The organism is Amycolatopsis sp. NPDC001319 (genome assembly GCF_042896185.1).
Lineage (GTDB): Bacteria > Actinomycetota > Actinomycetes > Mycobacteriales > Pseudonocardiaceae > Amycolatopsis.
In genome coordinates this window covers 18,898-35,231 of record NZ_JBIAWY010000013.1, presented here as the reverse complement: position 1 = coordinate 35,231, position 16,334 = coordinate 18,898, and the positions used below count along the sequence as shown (strand labels likewise).

The window sequence follows — 16,334 nt, the reverse complement described above, 5'->3', positions numbered from 1 at the left end:
CGTTTGAGGCTTTGAGTCTTGAAGACCAGGTGAATCGCGGCGAAGTTTCCCTCGATTCTTCAACGATACGGTCGAGGACAGGTTTCTCGGGAAGGGGTTATCCATGTCCACCGCCACCACCCTGCGCGGGATCGGCCGCGAAATCGGCGACGCGGCGAGCCTGGGCCGCGCCGTCGACGAACTGCTCGCCGGGGCCGCGCCCACGCTGCTCGCGCTCGGCGAGCCGACGCACGGGATCCGCGCGTTTCCCTTGCTGCGCAACGAACTTCTCGCCCTCCTCGTCGAGCGGGGCTACCGGTCGATCTCGCTGGAGATCGACGTCTTCGCCGCGTCCGTGGTCGACGACTACGTGACGGGTGGCGCCGGCGACGTCGACGAGGTGCTGGAAACCGGCTTCAGCCACTGGTTCGGTCGCGTGCCGGGCAACCGGGAGCTCGTCGAGTGGCTGCGCGAGCACAACGCCGGCCGCGCCCCCGAGGACCAGGTGCGGTTCCACGGCTTCGACGCGCCGACGGAAACCACCTCGGCGCCGAGCCCGCGGCGCGCGCTGACGGCCGTGATCGACTACCTGCCCCCGGCGTTGCGGCCGGCCTCGATCCACGACGTGGACGCGTTGCTCGGCGAGGACGACGACTGGACGAACGAGCAGGCCATGTACGACGCGGCCGCGTCCATCGGCGGCTCCGATCGCGCCCGCGCGTTGCGGATCGTCGCGGACGACCTCGCGAGCGCCCTGCACCGCGCGGCGCCCGTGCTGCAGCCCACCGACCCGGCCGGGTACCGCCTCGCCGCCGCGTACGCACGCACCGCGGTGGGCCTGCTCCGCTACCACGCGGCGATGGCGTTCGCCGCGCCCGATCGGTTCGGGACCCTGCTCAGCCTGCGCGCCGAGATGATGGCGGAGAACCTGCTCGCGATGGTCTCCCAGGAACGGGACCGCGGTCCGAGCCTGGTGTTCGCGCACAACGTGCACCTGCAGCGCGTGCCGTCCACCATGCAGATGGGCCCGGAGGAGGCGTCGTGGGGCAGCGCGGGTGCCCTCGTCGCGTTGACGCTGGGCGAGAGCTACGTCTTTGTCGCCACCGACGCGAACCCGCACGCGGAACCCGGCACGCTTCAGGGCGAGCTCACCGCGGCGACCACGCGTCGCGCCTTCTTCCCGGCGCCGGCCCTGCGCGCGGCGCTGCCCACGTCGACCGGCACGGGCGAGCCGATCCTGCCCGGCCACCTCCCGCTGAGCCCCGCCCAGCTCGACGGCGCCGACGCCGTGATCTTCGTGGCCGACACCGACGGGCAGCGCGTCGAGTACTGGCGTTAGAGCCGGCGGGAAAGGGGGATGCGCAGCGCGGCCTCGGTGCCCGGCACGCGCGCGCCGCTGGCGTCGGTGCGCACCTTGCGCAGCGACAGGGACCCACGCAGTTCCGATTCCACCAGCGTGCGCACGATCTGCAGGCCGAGGCCGTCGCTGCGTTCCAGCGAGAAGCCCGAGGGCAGGCCGCGGCCGTTGTCGCGGATGAGGACGTCGAGCCAGCGCGCGGAGCGTTCGACGATGATCTCGACCTTGCCCGGGCGGCCCTGCGGGAAGGCGTGCTCGATGGCGTTCTGCACGAGCTCCGTCAGCACCATCACCAGCGGCGTCGCGATCTCGGCGATGACGATGCCGAACGAGCCCTTGCGCGTGAGTCCCACCTGCGACTCGGCGGTGGCGACCTCGCCGACCATCGGCAGGACGTTGTCGAGCAGCTTGTCAAGGTCCACGCGCTCGTCGACGGAGATCGACAGGGCCTCGTGGACCATCGCGATCGACGAGACCCGCCGCACCGACTCGCCGAGCGCGAGGCGGGCTTCTTCGCTCGTCGTGCGGCGCGACTGCAGCCGCAGCAGCGCGGCGACGGTCTGCAGGTTGTTCTTCACGCGGTGGTGGATCTCGCGGATCGTCGCGTCCTTGGACAGCAGGGCGCGGTCGCGGCGCTTGACCTCGGTGACGTCGCGGACCAGCACGAGCGCGCCGGCCGCCTGGCCGGACGGGCGCAGCGGCAGCGCGCGGAAGAGCACCACGGCGCCGCGGCGCGAATCGGCCTCCGTGCGGGTGGAGGGCTTGCCGTCGAGGGCCTCGATGATGCGGTGGGAGACCTCGGTGGCGTCGAACGGGTCGCGGATCAGCGAACGCGTCAACGGCGCCAGCCGCTGCCCCACCAGGTCGGACTCGTGGCCCATGCGGTGGTAGGCGGACAGGCCGTTGGGGCTGGCGAACACGACGGTGCCGCTCGGGTCGAGGCGGATGAGACCGTCGCCGACGCGGGGGCTGGTGTGGGTGTCGGTCTGGTTGCCGCCCGAGGGCGGGAACGTGCCGTCGACGATCATCTGGCACAGGTCGCCGGCGCTGCCCAGGTACGCGATCTCCAGCGGGCTCGGCACGCGCGGCGCGGCCAGGTTCGTCTCGCGGCTCAGCACGGCGATCACCTCACCGCCGAAGCTCACGGGCACGGCTTCGCGGCGCATCGGCAGGTCGCGGTACCAGTGCGGGTCTTCCTCGCGGCCGATCTTCCGCTCGCGCACGGCCTTCGCCAGCTCCGGGTGCTCGGCGACGGTGAAGCGCGTGCCGACGACGTCCTCGGGGTGCGCGGTGGGCGCTGTCGTGGGGCGGGCGTGCGCGACGCACACGAAATCGCCGCCCTCGGGCTGCAGGTCCTTCGCGACGGGGACCCAGAGCAGGAAGTCGGCGAACGACAGGTCGGCCAGCAGCTGCCACTCCGCGACGACGGTCTGCAGGTGGTCGGCTGCCTCGCCCGGGAGGCCGGTGTTCTCGGCGAGCAGGTCGGAAAGCGTGGACACGAGCTACTCGGCGACCACGAGTGCGTGGTGCGCGGTTCCTCCGGTCATCCGCCCATCAAACCAGAGCGGGCGCCGATCAGCACGGGCGCCGCAGGTGAGCCGGGGCACGCATGACACACTGGAGCGGTTGACCCGAGCCCGGCAGGTGCTCCGGCACCCCGCACCCGGGCCATCCGGTGTGAATACGAGGAGTGAAGCATGTCGAAGCGCGCCCGCAAGCGTCGCGACCGCAAGAAGAACGGCGCGAACCACGGCAAGAAGCCCAACGCCTGATTCCGGCGTCCGGACGCGACACGGCCCCCGCACCAGCTGGTACGGGGGCCGTCGTCGTCTTCAGAAGACTGTCGCCTTCAGAGCTGTCGTGCTCAGAGCGTGGGTCACTCGCCGGTGCGCTGCTCGACGGTGATCTCGGTGCGCTCGACCGTCACGCCGCCACGGGTGGCCACGGTCTGGCGGATCGAGGCGCGCAGGCGGCTCTTCAGCTCCGCCGGCGCCAGGTCACCGCCGCACTTGCGGTGCAGCAGCTCCTTGATCTGCTCGTCGATGCCGTACTCCTCGAGGCACGGCGGGCAGTCCTCGATGTGGCGCCGCAGCTCGGCGTCACGCAGGGGGCTGCACTCCTTGTCGAGGAGCAGGTAGATCTCCGAAAGCGCCTCTTCGCAGCGGACCTTGTCCTCGGTCTCCGGCGCGTCACCCGTGCTCATCGCTTCGCCACCTCCTCGCGGTCACCGCGGATGAAGCCGCGCTCGCGCGCGACGTCGGCCAGCAGGTCGCGCAGCTGCGCGCGACCGCGGTGCAGACGGGACATCACGGTGCCGATCGGCGTGTCCATGATCTCGGCGATCTCCTTGTACGCGAAGCCCTCGACATCAGCCAGGTAGACGGCGAGCCGGAACTCCTCGGGCAGCTTCTGCAGCGCCTGCTTCACGTCGGCGTCGGGGAGGTTGTCCATCGCCTCGACCTCGGCCGAGCGCAGCCCGCTGGAGGTGTGACTCTCCGCCTTGGCGATCTGCCAGTCGGTGATCTCCTCGGTGGGCTGCTGCACCGGCTGCCGCTGACGCTTGCGGTAGCCGTTGATGTACGTGTTGGTGAGGATGCGGTACATCCACGCCTTGAGGTTCGTGCCGGCCTTGAAGGAGGCGAACGCCGCGTACGCCTTGAGGTAGGTCTCCTGGACCAGGTCCTCGGCGTCGGAGGGGTTCCGCGTCATCCGCATCGCGGCCGAGTACAGCTGATCGAGCAGTGGCATCGCGTCGCGCTCGAAGCGCTCCGCCAGCTCCAGCTCGTCGGCCGCCGTCTCCGGCGCGGTGTTCGGGGTGCTCGGCAAACCGTTCCCTTCCCGTTCGGCGTCGATGCGCTTCTGCGCATACGGCAACGCCGAGTTTACGCGGGGGCTCGGAAGGCCCTGCTCGGTGCTGCGCCTACGAGGGCGGGCAGTGGTAAGCGTCGTGGTCACGTTTCTTTCAACAGAACGTGGCGGGCGTCCATTCCCGAGACCTTCGTAGACTCCGATCCCATGGCGGGCAAGGGAACACCGGCGACGGCGCTGCTGACGAAACACAAGGTGGCGCACACGCTGCACTCGTACGACCACGACCCGCGCGCCGAGTCCTACGGCCTGGAGGCCGTCGAGGCCCTGGGACTGGAGGCGGCGCGCGTCTTCAAGACACTGGTGGCGGACGTCGACGGCAAGCTGACGGTGGGCGTGGTGCCGGTCACCGGGTCACTGGACCTGAAAGCCCTGGCCGCCGCGGCCGGCGGCAAGAAGGCCCGGATGGCCGACCCGGCGGCTGCTCAGCGGGCCACGGGGTATGTCCTCGGAGGAATTTCACCGCTGGGGCACCGCAGCCGCCTGCCGGTGGTGGTGGATTCGTCGGCTTCGGAGTTTCCGACGGTGTACTGCTCGGCCGGGCGCCGGGGTCTCGAGGTGGAACTGGCGCCTGGCGATCTGGTGCGGTTGACGGGGGCTGTGGTGGCTCCGATCGCCGGCTGAGGGCTTTCGCCGGGCCGCTTCACGGCTCCCGCCGGGCCGCTTCACAGCTCTCGCCGGGCCGCTTCACGGCTCCCGCCGGGTCACTTCACGGCTCCCGCCGGGCCGCTTCACGGCTCCCGCCGGGTCACTTCACAGCTCCCGCCGGGCCACTTCACAGCTCCCGCCGGGTCACTTCACGGCTCCCGCCGGGCCGCTTCACAGCTCCCGCCGGGTCACTTCACGGCTCCCGCCGGGCCGCTTCACAGCTCTCGCCGGGTCACTTCACCGGTTGTGCCGGCCCGGTCTTCGAGGCTTCGGTCGCCGGCTGAGCGGTTTTCGCCGGGCCGTCTCGCCGATCGAGCCGCTGCTTGGCGGGTCTCGGCCTGACGCTCCGATCGCTGGTCGAGCGGCCGTCTGACGAGACCGCTGCAGGTCCGGACCTCGACGCTTCGCCGGCCGACTGCCGATTCCTCCGGGTCACTTCACCGGTTGCGCCGGCCCTACCTCACCGCCGGACAAACCCCCACCCTCCCGGGGGCGTCCCTCGTTCCATTCTACCGGCCCCCTCCGACAAAACCGGTGGTAACCCGCCACGAGGGCCGAGTTGTCCACAACTGGGGAAACCTGTGGACAACTGCCGTAACCCACTGCCGAGAGCAGGCCACGACACACGGTCCGGCCCATGCAACCCACGCAAGGGCCAGCCCGCTCGCCACCACAACTCATGACCGGGCCGATCGGCCATCACGACTCAGGCCCACCCACCACAACAACCGATGACCGGGCCCACCGCCATCGCAACATGACCGGCCTACCTGCCACCCCAGTCCATGAACAAACAGCAGCCATCACCTGTCAGAGGTGCGGCCTCAACACCCGCCCCAGCCACTCCGCCGCAGCGCGCGACACCGCGTCCAGGTCGGCCGACAGGGTGTGGTCACCCGAGACCATGACCACCTCGTGGTGCGGGCCCGCCGCGGGGCGGCCGAACGGGTCCCGCTCGCCCTGGACGACCAGGGTCGGCACTTCCACCGCGTCCAGCTCCGGCTGGCGCGTCTTCTCCGGCCGGCCCGGCGGGTGCTCGGGAAACGCCAGGCACAACACGGCCACGGCCTGACCGGCCGAAGCAGTCCGGCAAGCCACCCGAGCGCCCGAAGAACGGCCGCCGAACACCAGCGGCAGGTCGTCGAAGTGTGCCGACAGCTCGTCCGCCACGGCCAGCCAAGCGGCGTCCAGTTGCTTCGCCGGCGCGGGAGCCCGGCGTCCCGCCACCCGGTACGGCTGTTCAACCAGAGCCACGTGCACCCCGGCCGCCTTCGCGGCCCGCGCGACCGCGACCAGGTCCTTCGCCCCGATTCCCCCGCCGGCGCCGTGGCCCAGCAGCAGGACCGCCGCGCCGTCCTTCGCGCAGTGGAGCTCGGCGCGTGCGGGGCCGTGGGGGGTGTCGATCTCGAGGGTGGTCATCAGAACAGCGCGTCCGAGTCCACCGAGGGTTCGGTGCGCGTGAGCAGCTGGGGGCCGTTGTTGCGGACGTTGTTGACCAGCGTGGAGATCGGGCGCAGTTCGAGCGACTCGACGAAGTCCGGCGGCGTCGGCACGAGCAGACCGTCCACGGCGGACTGATCGGGATCGAGCCAGCCGTCCCAGTGCTCGCGCGGGACGATCAGCGGCATGCGGTCGTGGATGCTCCGCAGCTGGCCCTCGGCGTCGGTCGTGATGATCGAGAAGGTGATCAGCGGCTGCTCGTCCGGCGAGCCGTCCTTCGGGCGCCAGCTCTCCCAGATCCCGCCGAACGCGAGCGACGCGCCGGACGGATCCGTCATGTAGAACGGCTCCTTCTCCTTGCCCGTGCGGCGCCATTCGAACCAGCCGTCGGCCGGCACCAGGCAGCGGCGCGACTTCAGAGCCCGTTTGAACGCAGGCTTTTCAGCCGCCGTCTCGGCGCGCGTGTTGATCATGCGCGAGCCGACGGAGGGGTCCTTCGCCCAGAACGGCACGAGGCCCCACTTCATGATCCGCAGCGACCGCTCGGCGGGCTCGTCCTCGAGCACCTGCCCGTCGGCGTCGCGGGGGTGGCGCTGGACCACGGTGACGACGTTCTTCGTCGGAGCGACGTTGTAGTCCTCGCGCGCGGCACCGTCGGTCAGGTCGACCGCGGCGAACTCGTCGATCAGCTTCGCGGGGTCCTTCGTCGCCGCGTAACGGCCGCACATGCCAGCCTCCTCGCACCTCTCAAGACGCCATCGTTACACGCAGGCCGGGCCGGGCGCGACCGGCATGGGATCATTTCGACCAGGCAGGACGGACCGGGAGGACGGTGGGCGGTTTGGCGCGAGGCGACTGGAGCAAGCTGGACGAATCCGACGTGCGGGTTCGCCCCGGCAAGGGCACCAGGCCCCGGACCAAACGCCGGCCCGAGCACGCCGACGCCGTCACCGCCATGGTGATCGGCAAGGACCGCGGCCGCTGGACGTGCGCGGTGGACGCCGACCCCGAACGCGTGGTCACGGCCATGCGCGCCCGCGAGATGGGGCGGGTCTCCGTGGTCGTCGGGGACATGGTCGCCCTGGTCGGCGACGTTTCGGGCCTGCCGGACACGCTCGCGCGCATCGTCCGCGTCGACGAGCGCACCAGCGTGCTGCGCCGCACCGCCGACGACACCGACCCGTACGAGCGCGTGGTGGTCGCCAACGCCGCTCAGCTGCTGATCGTCACGTCGCTCGCCGATCCCCCGCCGCGGACCGGGTTCATCGACCGCTGCCTGGTCGCCTGCTACGCGGGCGGGCTCGAGCCCGTGCTGTGCCTCACGAAAGCCGACCTGGCCAGCCCCGACGAGCTGCTCGCGAGCTACGCGGGCCTCGATGTGCCGGCCATCGTCACGCGCCACGACGAGAAGCCCGAAGGCCTGGCCGAACGCCTCGAAGGCCGCGTGACGGCGCTGGTCGGGCACTCCGGCGTCGGCAAGTCCACGCTCGTCAACCGCCTGGTGCCCGACGCCGCGCTGGCCACGGGCGTCGTCAGCTCCGTCGGCAAGGGCCGGCACACGTCCGTGGCGGCCGTCGCGCTGCCGCTGCCCCTGGCGGGCGGCGGCTGGGTGGTCGACACGCCGGGCGTGCGGTCGTTCGGCCTGGCACACGTGACCGCCGACGACATCGTGAACGCCTTCGAGGAGTTCGCCGAGGCCGCCGAGGAGTGCCCCACCAACTGCGGCCACCTCGGCCCGCCGGAGGACCCGAACTGTGCGCTCGACGCCGTCGTCACCGAAGGCCGCGCGAGCGCCGAGCGGCTCGCGTCGCTGCGGCGGCTGCTGGTGTCACGAGCGGGTGGCGCGGAGTAGGCGGGAACCGGCGACGGTCACCGCGCGTCCCATGATTACTCCGCAGGTGGACGGCACATCGGGTGATTCGTCACCCAAATCGTGACCTGAAGGGCGTAACCGTTGCCCCGATCCAGCGATACTGCGGGTGGAGTAATGACCTTCATAGGGGGATTGCATGCGCAAAACCACTTTCGTTGTCGCTGCGGGCGCCGCCATGGCGCTCGTGCTGACGGGCTGTGGTTCGAAGGCTGAGAACGGCGCCGCGGCGCCGGCGGGCGACAAGGCCGCCTCGGGGATCGCCGCACCGTTCGCGAACGTGCTCGAGTTGGCGAGCGCGTCCAAGCAGGGCACGTCGAAGTCGAAGTCGTCGAAGATGTCGATGACCATGTCGATCGGCGGCAAGGAAACGACGGCCGAGGGCGTCATGTCCTACGACCCGGCCAACTTGAAGATGTCAATGACGACGACCACCGACGGTCAGCAGAGCGAGATCCGTCTCATCGACAAGACGATGTACATGAAGCTCCCGGCCGCGGAGGCCGCGCAGATGGGCACCGACAAGCCGTGGGTGAAGATCTCGCCGGACTCCGACGACCCGCTTTCGAAGGCCCTCTCCGGCAGCATGTCGCAGGCTTCCGAGCAGAGTGACCCGACGAAGATCCTCGACCAGATCAGCCAGGCCGGCCGGATCATCAGCTCCGACCAGACCACGCTGGACGGCCAGCCGGTGAACCACTACAAGGTCGAGATCGACGTCGCCAAGAGCATCGACAAGATGCTGGACAGCGTCCCGGCCGAGTCCCGGGACCAGGCCAAGGCACTGCTCCAGGGCAAGAACATCAAGATGCCGGCCGAGATCTGGCTCAACAAGGACCAGCTCCCGCTCCAGATCACCATGGACGAGAGCGACATGATGAAGGCGCTGGGTGTGCCGGCCTCGGCCGCGGGTTCCGGCAAGATCCTCGTCAAGTACAGCGACTGGGGCATCCCGGTCGACGTCACCGCTCCGCCGGCCGACCAGGTCACGGACATGAGCGAGATCTCGAAGCACATGGGCGGCTGACCGCTCGCTGTTTGACGCGAAGGGCGCCTCGACAACCGTCGGGGCGCCCTTCGCATTACTACGGGTAGTGCCGCTTCCCCCGAACGGGTCTTCGGATGCGCCTGTGCTTTTGTAGGGTCTCTTTCCGCCGGTCAGGACGGGGTTTTCCGGATGCGCAGGACGGCCGTGGCGTGCGCCGCGCTGCTCGTGATCGGCGGGTGTTCGGCTTCGCCCGAGCGGTTCTCCGACGCGCGTGCCCTGGCCGACGCGGCCGTCGCGGCGACGAACGCCGGCCACTCCGCGAAGTTCACCACCGACGTCGCCGCGGGCGCCCTCGTGTCCCACGGCCAGGGTGAGGCCGAGTTCGGCCCCGGCGGCACGGCGCTGCAGATGACCACCGACTACGTCGGCGAGCCGCTGGAGCTGCGCCTGGTCGCCCAGACGCTGTACGCGAAGGTCCCCCCGAGCGCCCTCGACCAGGTGACGGGCCGCAAACCCTGGGTGAAGGTGTCGCCCGACGGCAGCGACCCGTTCTCCCAGGTCCTCGGCGGCAGCCTCGCGCAGCTCGCCGAGCAGAACGACCCCGCGCGGACACTCGAACAGGTCCGCACCGCGGGCACGCTCACGTCCAGCGACTCGACGACCCTCGACGGCACCGACGCCGCCCACTACCGCGTCGACGTCGACCTGGCCCACCTCGGCGCCGAACTCCCCGCGGGCCTCCCGGCCGACGCGCAGCTGGGCGACACGAAGGTCCCCCTCGACCTGTGGCTCGACGGTGAAAACCGGCCCCTGCAACTGGTCCTCGACCTGTCTCCCGTCCTGCGCGGTGCCGGCGGCCAGGGCAGCGCCCGCATCACGGCGCGCTACTCGGCGTGGGGCGCGCCGGTGAACGTCACGGCCCCGGCGGCGGACCAGGTCGGCACGCTCGTCGGCGGCTGACGCGCGCCGTCCTCAGGCCACCGGCGCGTGGTCGGGTGAGGGCGCGCCCGCCCATTGCTGCAGGGCCGAGGCGAGACCGGCCGGGTCGGGCGTGTCCGTGGCCCAGGCGACGACACCGTCCGGGCGGAGCAGGAGGCCGGCCGGGGCGGCAGGACCGTCGGGAACGGTCGTGACGCGAGTGGACCACGGCGCGGTGAGGCGCGAGAAGGCGCCGTCGGGAGTCCGGTCGAGCAGCACGAACCCGCCGGAGTGGGCGTGGTCGGCGAGGCGGGAGCCGTCGGATAGCCACACGTCCGGGGCGTAGCGGCCGATCAGCGGGTGGTCGCCGGGAAGGTCGACGCGCTGGGCGACACCGGAGATCTTCTTGACCGCGTGGGTGGCGCCGTCGGGGGTGGCGAGCAGGTCCGCGACGACGGTGCGCAGCGCGGCCGACTTGGCGTCGCCGCGCAGGACGCCGATCTGGGCGCGCGTCCAGTCGAGGACCCAGGAGCCGAGGGGGCGGCGTTCGGCGTCGTAGGTGGCGAGCAGGCCGTCGGGCGCCCAGCCGGCGATGACGGCGCCCAGTTTCCAGCCCAGGTTCATCGCGTCGCCGACGCCGAGGTTGAGCCCCTGGCCGCCGAAGGGCGGGTGGACGTGGGCGGCGTCGCCGGCGAGGAACACGCGGCCGCGGCGGTAGGCGGCGGCCTGGCGGGTGTTGTCGGTCCAGCGCGTGGCCGTGCCGCGCAGGGCGGTGAGGGTGACGTCGGTGCCGGAGACGCGGCGCAGACTGCCCTGCACCTCCTCCAGCGTGACGGGCGCGGCGCGGTCGGCGGGCCCGCCGTCGAACTCGACGGTGGTCACGCGGCCGGGCTGCGGGCCGCAGCGGTAGGCGCCCGCGGCCGACGACACCCAGCCGTCGGCGAGCTTCTCCGGGTCGGCGATGTCGGCGACCGCCAGCCGCCCCGTGAGCTCGGGGGCGGTGCCGGGGAAGTCGATGCCGGCAAGGCGGCGGACCACGCTGTGCCCGCCGTCGCAGCCCACCAGCCACGCCGTGCGCACCGGGCCGGCCGTCGTACCCACGACCACACCGTCGTCGGTGTCCTCGAGCGAGGTGACCTCCACCCCCCGCCGCACCGGCACGCCGAGCCGCGCGACGTGCTCGGCCAGCAGCGCCTCCAGCTCCCGCTGCGGCACGAGCCGCGCCCCGTCGACGGCGGTGTGGGCGGCGAGGTCGGGATCGGCCCAGTCGACGAGGTCGGCGTCGAGCACCATGCCCGCGAAGTGGCCGGTGAACCGCGGCCCGTCCCGCTTCTCGACCAGCCGCGCGAACGACCCCACCTGCCCGAGCATCTCCCGCTGCACCCGCTCGGCCGCGGGCAGCAACCCTCGCCGGTCGAGCGCCTCGGCCGTCGGCACGTTGATCGCGCCGGCCTTCGCGGCCGCGTCAGGCTCGGCCAGCCGCTCGAGGACCTGCACCTTCGCCCCGGCCAGCGCCAGCTCTGCGGCGAGCACCAGGCCCACCGGCCCAGCCCCGGCCACGATCACGTCCACGCGCTCATCAGACACGAACAATGTTCTACTTACGAACGTTGTTCGTGTCAACTACGCTGATCCCTCGTGAACCCCCGCGAGCGACGCGCGGCGCGCCACCAGCCGCCGACCCTCCAGGCCGACAGCCGACCACGGCGCCGCCGCAAGACAGCGATCGTGGAACAGGTCATCGACACAGCGCTCGAGGTGATCGCCCGCGACGGCTACGAGGCCCTGACCATGCGCCGCCTCGCCGACGCCCTGGACACCGGCCCCGCGTCGCTCTACAACCACGTCGTCAACAAAGCCGACCTCGGCGACCTGCTCATCGGCCGCCTCTGCTCCGAGCTCACGCTCCCCACCCCGTCTGCCGACGAGTGGCGCCACCAAATCCGCGACGTCTGCGAACAACTACGCGACCAGTACCTGAAATACCCCGGCATCTCCGCCGCCGCCTTCGCCATGGTCCCCACCGACCTGCAAGCCGTCCGCATCAACGAAGGCCTACTGGCCATCCTGCTCACCGGCGGCGTCGCCCCCCAACCCGCCGCGTGGGCCATCGACGCACTCCTGCTCTACGTCGCGTCCTACTGCCTCGAACTCTCCATCGCCCACCACCACTCCCCCCACGACGACACCACCTGGGTCCAAGACCGCGACGAACTCCGCCACCGCCTGGCATCCCTACCCGCCGCCCAATTCCCCCACACCACCCGCCACGCCACCGAACTCACCGCCGGCGACGGCCACTCCCGCTTCGACTTCACGGTGACTCTGATGATCAACGGCCTAACAACCCACTAGCAGGCAACAAAACGCACTCGACACACCTCCGTCCACAACAGACAGAGGCGACCTCACCCCAACCCCCACAAGTGGGCGGCCTCTCCGCCATCTCGTCGACCTGCCCGTCCGGCGAGGACACTCTTTTGTCTTTGAAGTCCCCCAACCCCCCAAAAAAAGGACTACATCAACTCCAACAAAAACGGCAACTCCTGCGGCGCATACCAAGCCAACTCATGATCCTCCGCATCCCCCAGCACAAACTCCGCGTCCTCATCCCCCAAATCCGCAGCATCGATCACCGCCGCAGCCGCCGCAACCGCGTCCGCCGCCTCGGCGGAATCCACATGAATCGCCGCAATCTGCGAGAGGGCAACCGGCCCACCCAACCGCACAACAGCAGCATCAAGATCCGCCCGCAACGTCACCCCGTCCACATCAGCGGACACCACCGCCCGCCGAGGCTCGCCCTTCTCCTCGGCATTGATCAACCGCAGCGACGCCCGCGCAGCGTCCAGCAACGCCGCATATTCCAGCTCCTCATCAGAGCCACTCACATACGCCTCCCGCAGCGCGGGCGTCAACGCGAACGCCGTCCCACTGCGAGCGCGAAACTCGCCGTTCGACTCGAGTTCGCGAAGCATCGCGATCGTCGCCGGAATGTAGACCCTCACCAGTGCGCACCCTTCAGCTCTTCCAACGCTTCTTCGATCATCCCGCCGAGCAGGTCGACGTCGAACGCGGCCTTGCGGTCGCCGTTGAGTCCGAAGTAGACACCGCCGTGGTAGGACGTGACCCCGATCGCCAGCGCCTGGGTGCGCATCAGCGGCATCACGGGGAACATCTCGATCAGTTTCGCCTCACCCGCGTACACCGGTTCCTGCGGCCCCGGCGAGTTGGTGATCATGAGGTTGAAGATCCGGCCCGACAGCGAGCCGCCGGCCCGCGCGCCGAGCGAATGCAGCGTCGCCGGGGCGAAGCCGCTCACCTTCAGCAGGCCGCGCGCGGCGACGGAACGGCCGGAGTCGAGGTGCTCGGTCATCGCGTGGCCGACGTGCTGCAGCCGCAGCACGGGGTTCGGCTCGCCCACCGGCAGGTCGACGAGGTAGGCCGCCACCTGGTTGCCGACCAGCGCCGGGGTGGAGTACTCGGCCGTGTCCTTGTCGCGCACGGCCATGGGCACCAGCGCGCGCACGGTGGCCGTCGACGTGAGGTTCACCCCGCGCGAAAGGAGCCATTCGCGCAGCGCGCCGGTGATCGCGGTGAGGATGACGTCGTTGACGGTCCCGCCGTGCTCCGCGCGGATCTTGCGGTAGTCCTCCAGCCGCGTGCGCACCACTGAGAACAGCCGGCCGCCGGACACGCGCACGTTGAGCGGGCCCTGCGGCGCCGGGTTGACGACCGTGCGCAGCGTGGACGCCACGTCGCCCAGCGTCTCGGCGACCTTGCCGACCGACGTCAGCGCGTCGTTGGTGGCGGAGCGGACGTTCTCCACCAGCTCACCGGGGCGTTGCACGGCCTCGCTGACGGCGTCGAACACCAGCTGCGCGCGGCTCGGCTCGCGCCGCGGGGTCCAGGTGTCCTCGTACGGCTCGGGCGGCGCCGGGGCGTCGTCGAGGATGAGCTGGCCGAGGTCGATGGTGCCGATACCGTCCACAACGGACTGGTGCGTCTTGGTCACCAGCGCCACGCGGTCGCCGGTCAGCCCCTCGACGAAGTAGGCCTCCCACAGCGGGCGCTCGGGCGCGAGCCGGCGCGACATCAGGCGCGCGACCAGGTCGAACAGCTGCTCGTCGGTGCCCGGCTGGGGCAGGGCGGAGCGGCGGACGTGGTAGTTGAGGTCGAAGTCGACGTCGTCCACCCACACGGGCCGGGCGAGGTGCCCGGGGACGTCGAGCACGCGCTGGCGGTAGCGCGGCAGGAACGGCAGGCGCGAGCCGATGAGGTCGAGCAGCTGCGCGTAGTCGAACCCGCTGCGCGGGCGCTCGAAGATCGCCACGCCGCCGACGTGCATCGGGGTCGCGTGGTCCTCGACGTACAGGAACGAGGCGTCGAGCGCGGACAGGCGGTCGGGCATGAGCCGATCCTTACACAGTGCGAGACTGACCGGCGTGGGTGATGAGGCGGAGGTTTCTCCGAAAGACCGGTTCCTGACCGTCTACGGGCGCAAGCCGGTGCTCGAAGCGCTGGCCGACGGCGGTCTGCAGGTGGACAAGGTCATCCTCGCCGACACCGCCCGCGGCCCGGCCGCCGCCGAGATCCAGCGCGCCGCGAGGGACGCCGGGGTGCCGGTGCAGCGCGCGAGCGCGCACCGGGTGAAGGTGCTGGCCGGCAACGGCAAGCAGGACCAGGGCGTGCTGGCCGACGTCGTCGCACCGCGGATGCGCTCGCTCGCCGCCGCGCTGGACGACCGCCTCCCGCCCGCGCGGGTCCTGCTGCTCGACGGCATCACGACGCCCGCGAACGTCGGCATGATCCTGCGCACGGCCACCGCCGCCGGCCTGGAAGGCGTGATCGTGCCGCGGCGCGGGGTGGCCGCGTTGGATCCGATGGTGGTCAAGGCTTCGGCCGGCGTGGCGTTCCGCGCGCCGGTGCTGCGGTGCGGCAGCGCGCGTGAGGCGGCGGAAATGCTGACTGACGCGGGGTACGGCCTGTACGCGCTGAGTGCGTCGGGCAAGTCGACGGTGTTCGACGTTCCGCTTCCACAGCGGGCGGCGTTCGTGCTGGGCGGGGAGACCGAAGGCGTGGGCGCGGCCGTGGCCGAGCTGGTGACCGAGTGGGTGTCGATTCCGATGCCCGGCGACGTCGAGTCGCTGAACGTCTCGGCGGCGGCCGCGGTGCTGTCGTTCGAGCTGGTGCGCCGGGCTAGCTGAAGAGAGCGGCCAGCTCTTCGAGGGTGTCCGCCATCGTGACGTGGTGGATGGCGACCATGCCCGCCTCCGCGGCGCCGCGGACGTTGCGGGCGGCGTCGTCCACGAACGCGCAGGTGGCCGCGGCGAGGCCGAGGCGGTCGGCGGCCACGAGGTAGATCTCGCGGTCGGGTTTGGCGACGCCGACTTCGCCGGAGAAAACCAGCGTGTCGAAGTAGTCGGCCAGCTCGTGCCGGACGGCCGACGTGGCGCCGGGCGCGTTGGAGACCAGCCCGGTGCGCGTGCCGCCGGAGCGGATGGCGCGCAGGTAGTCGTAGAGCAGGTGGGCGTCGGGGTCGGTGAGGACGCCGGCGTAGTCGACCAGCAAGCCTTTGAGCACGCGCTCACCCTAGCGATGCGGGACATAGCGCAAATTGCAGATCGAAATGGGCGGATTCGCGGATTTCGCCGGATCAGGCGCCGACGGTCCCGGTTTCGGCTTTGCCCGGCCACTACCTGCAGCGGATCGTCCGCGTTTCAGGGGAGGAACACATGACGACCCACCGCCTCCGGGGCCTCGCGGGCAGCGAGCCCGCCACCCGGCCCCGCCCCGTCCGCCACGTCACGCGGCACCGCCCGCCGGTGCGCGACCTGCCACCCACGGGCCACAACGTGGTGCAGCTGCTGGGACCCCCGAGCGAACGCCAGCTGACCGGCCGCCTCAACGCCATCCTCGAAGTCCTCGGCGGCCGCCGCGCCGCGGCGCAGGTGCAGAACCTGGTGGACCCGGCCCTGTTCGCGCGGCTCCTGACCCACGGCCGCCTGCCTGCCGCACGCCACCGAATCGGCGCGCTGCACGTGTGTCATCCGACGGACCTCGCGCTGGAAGCCGCGACGACCATCCGGAGCGGACCTCGGGTGCTCGCCTTGGCGGCCCGCTTCGAACGCACGCGGACGGGGTGGGTGTGCACGCGGTTCCACTTGCTGGCCCCGCGCCTGGGTCCGGCGCGTGCTGTGCCGGTGCGCCCGTCGGCTGCTTGACGGGACGGGTGTCCCAAACGGCAGGTCAGGGCGTCAGGTCGG

Annotated in this window: 18 protein-coding genes; 9 read left to right on the top strand and 9 right to left on the bottom strand. The window is 71.1% G+C overall.

Going from position 1 to position 16,334, the window contains the following annotated elements; genetic code table 11:
- The first annotated feature begins 103 nt into the window (after window positions 1-103).
- Window positions 104-1,318, top strand: a complete 1,215-nt coding sequence (locus ACFY1H_RS38335) for an erythromycin esterase family protein (RefSeq protein WP_386954760.1) — start codon at window positions 104-106, stop codon at window positions 1,316-1,318.
- On the opposite strand, the gene ACFY1H_RS38330 is transcribed toward ACFY1H_RS38335, so the two are convergent.
- Window positions 1,315-2,835: a histidine kinase N-terminal domain-containing protein gene (locus tag ACFY1H_RS38330; RefSeq protein WP_366579704.1), complete on the bottom strand. Its 1,521-nt coding sequence runs from the start codon at window positions 2,833-2,835 to the stop codon at window positions 1,315-1,317. The two genes, ACFY1H_RS38335 and ACFY1H_RS38330, sit on opposite strands and share 4 nt — an antisense overlap.
- A 198-nt stretch (window positions 2,836-3,033) precedes the next feature.
- Between ACFY1H_RS38330 and ACFY1H_RS38325 the strand changes: the two genes are divergently transcribed.
- Window positions 3,034-3,108: a 50S ribosomal protein bL37 gene (locus ACFY1H_RS38325; protein WP_098515123.1), complete on the top strand. Its 75-nt coding sequence runs from the start codon at window positions 3,034-3,036 to the stop codon at window positions 3,106-3,108.
- Between the two features lie 104 nt (window positions 3,109-3,212).
- Here the strand turns inward: ACFY1H_RS38325 and rsrA are convergent, their stop codons facing one another.
- Window positions 3,213-3,539, bottom strand: coding sequence for a mycothiol system anti-sigma-R factor (rsrA, locus tag ACFY1H_RS38320; protein ID WP_366579706.1), 327 nt, complete (start codon window positions 3,537-3,539; stop codon window positions 3,213-3,215).
- The gene (locus tag ACFY1H_RS38315) at window positions 3,536-4,162 is read right to left on the bottom strand and encodes a sigma-70 family RNA polymerase sigma factor (protein ID WP_220244018.1); all 627 of its coding nucleotides are present in this window, start codon (window positions 4,160-4,162) and stop codon (window positions 3,536-3,538) included. The genes rsrA and ACFY1H_RS38315 overlap by 4 nt, the downstream gene beginning before the upstream one ends.
- A gap of 189 nt (window positions 4,163-4,351) precedes the next feature.
- Here ACFY1H_RS38315 and ybaK point away from each other — a divergent pair, with 189 nt between their 5' ends.
- Window positions 4,352-4,828, top strand: coding sequence for a Cys-tRNA(Pro) deacylase (ybaK, locus tag ACFY1H_RS38310; protein WP_386954756.1), 477 nt, complete (start codon window positions 4,352-4,354; stop codon window positions 4,826-4,828).
- An 834-nt stretch (window positions 4,829-5,662) separates the two neighbouring features.
- Here the strand turns inward: ybaK and ACFY1H_RS38305 are convergent.
- Window positions 5,663-6,271, bottom strand: a complete 609-nt coding sequence (locus tag ACFY1H_RS38305; protein ID WP_366579710.1) for an alpha/beta family hydrolase — start codon at window positions 6,269-6,271, stop codon at window positions 5,663-5,665.
- Window positions 6,271-7,020 (bottom strand): SOS response-associated peptidase, encoded by a 750-nt coding sequence (locus ACFY1H_RS38300; protein WP_386954752.1) that lies wholly within the window; start codon window positions 7,018-7,020, stop codon window positions 6,271-6,273. The genes ACFY1H_RS38305 and ACFY1H_RS38300 overlap by 1 nt, the downstream gene beginning before the upstream one ends.
- Before the next feature lie 113 nt (window positions 7,021-7,133).
- Here ACFY1H_RS38300 and rsgA point away from each other — a divergent pair, with 113 nt between their 5' ends.
- From rsgA to ACFY1H_RS38285, 3 genes are all read left to right on the top strand, one after another.
- A complete protein-coding gene (gene rsgA, locus ACFY1H_RS38295) occupies window positions 7,134-8,144 on the top strand; it encodes a ribosome small subunit-dependent GTPase A (protein WP_366579713.1) in 1,011 nt (336 codons plus the stop codon).
- Window positions 8,145-8,301: 157 nt separating this feature from the next.
- On the top strand, window positions 8,302-9,189 hold the full coding sequence (locus tag ACFY1H_RS38290) for a hypothetical protein (protein WP_386954749.1): 888 nt from the start codon (window positions 8,302-8,304) through the stop codon (window positions 9,187-9,189).
- Window positions 9,190-9,339: 150 nt separating this feature from the next.
- On the top strand, window positions 9,340-10,110 hold the full coding sequence (locus ACFY1H_RS38285) for a hypothetical protein (protein WP_386954746.1): 771 nt from the start codon (window positions 9,340-9,342) through the stop codon (window positions 10,108-10,110).
- Window positions 10,111-10,122: 12 nt separating this feature from the next.
- Here the strand turns inward: ACFY1H_RS38285 and ACFY1H_RS38280 are convergent, their stop codons facing one another.
- Complete coding sequence (locus tag ACFY1H_RS38280; RefSeq protein WP_386954743.1) at window positions 10,123-11,655, bottom strand: FAD-dependent monooxygenase; 1,533 nt, start codon at window positions 11,653-11,655, stop codon at window positions 10,123-10,125.
- 51 nt (window positions 11,656-11,706) lie between these two features.
- On the opposite strand from ACFY1H_RS38280, the gene ACFY1H_RS38275 reads away from it, so the two are divergent.
- Window positions 11,707-12,423, top strand: coding sequence for a TetR/AcrR family transcriptional regulator (locus ACFY1H_RS38275; RefSeq protein ID WP_386954740.1), 717 nt, complete (start codon window positions 11,707-11,709; stop codon window positions 12,421-12,423).
- A 161-nt stretch (window positions 12,424-12,584) separates the two neighbouring features.
- Here the strand turns inward: ACFY1H_RS38275 and ACFY1H_RS38270 are convergent, their stop codons facing one another.
- Both ACFY1H_RS38270 and ACFY1H_RS38265 read right to left on the bottom strand, forming a co-directional pair.
- Complete coding sequence (locus ACFY1H_RS38270; protein WP_366579722.1) at window positions 12,585-13,076, bottom strand: DUF6912 family protein; 492 nt, start codon at window positions 13,074-13,076, stop codon at window positions 12,585-12,587.
- Entirely contained in the window at window positions 13,073-14,479 is a 1,407-nt protein-coding gene (locus tag ACFY1H_RS38265) for a wax ester/triacylglycerol synthase family O-acyltransferase (protein WP_386954737.1), read from the bottom strand. The genes ACFY1H_RS38270 and ACFY1H_RS38265 overlap by 4 nt, the downstream gene beginning before the upstream one ends.
- Window positions 14,480-14,513: 34 nt before the next feature.
- Here ACFY1H_RS38265 and ACFY1H_RS38260 point away from each other — a divergent pair, with 34 nt between their 5' ends.
- The gene (locus ACFY1H_RS38260) at window positions 14,514-15,275 is read left to right on the top strand and encodes a TrmH family RNA methyltransferase (protein WP_386954734.1); all 762 of its coding nucleotides are present in this window, start codon (window positions 14,514-14,516) and stop codon (window positions 15,273-15,275) included.
- Here ACFY1H_RS38260 and ACFY1H_RS38255 read toward each other — a convergent pair.
- Entirely contained in the window at window positions 15,268-15,651 is a 384-nt protein-coding gene (locus tag ACFY1H_RS38255) for an HAD-IA family hydrolase (protein ID WP_366579727.1), read from the bottom strand. The two genes, ACFY1H_RS38260 and ACFY1H_RS38255, sit on opposite strands and share 8 nt — an antisense overlap.
- A gap of 152 nt (window positions 15,652-15,803) precedes the next feature.
- On the opposite strand from ACFY1H_RS38255, the gene ACFY1H_RS38250 reads away from it, so the two are divergent.
- Window positions 15,804-16,292: an Rv3235 family protein gene (locus ACFY1H_RS38250; RefSeq protein WP_366579729.1), complete on the top strand. Its 489-nt coding sequence runs from the start codon at window positions 15,804-15,806 to the stop codon at window positions 16,290-16,292.
- Window positions 16,293-16,334 lie beyond the last annotated feature (42 nt).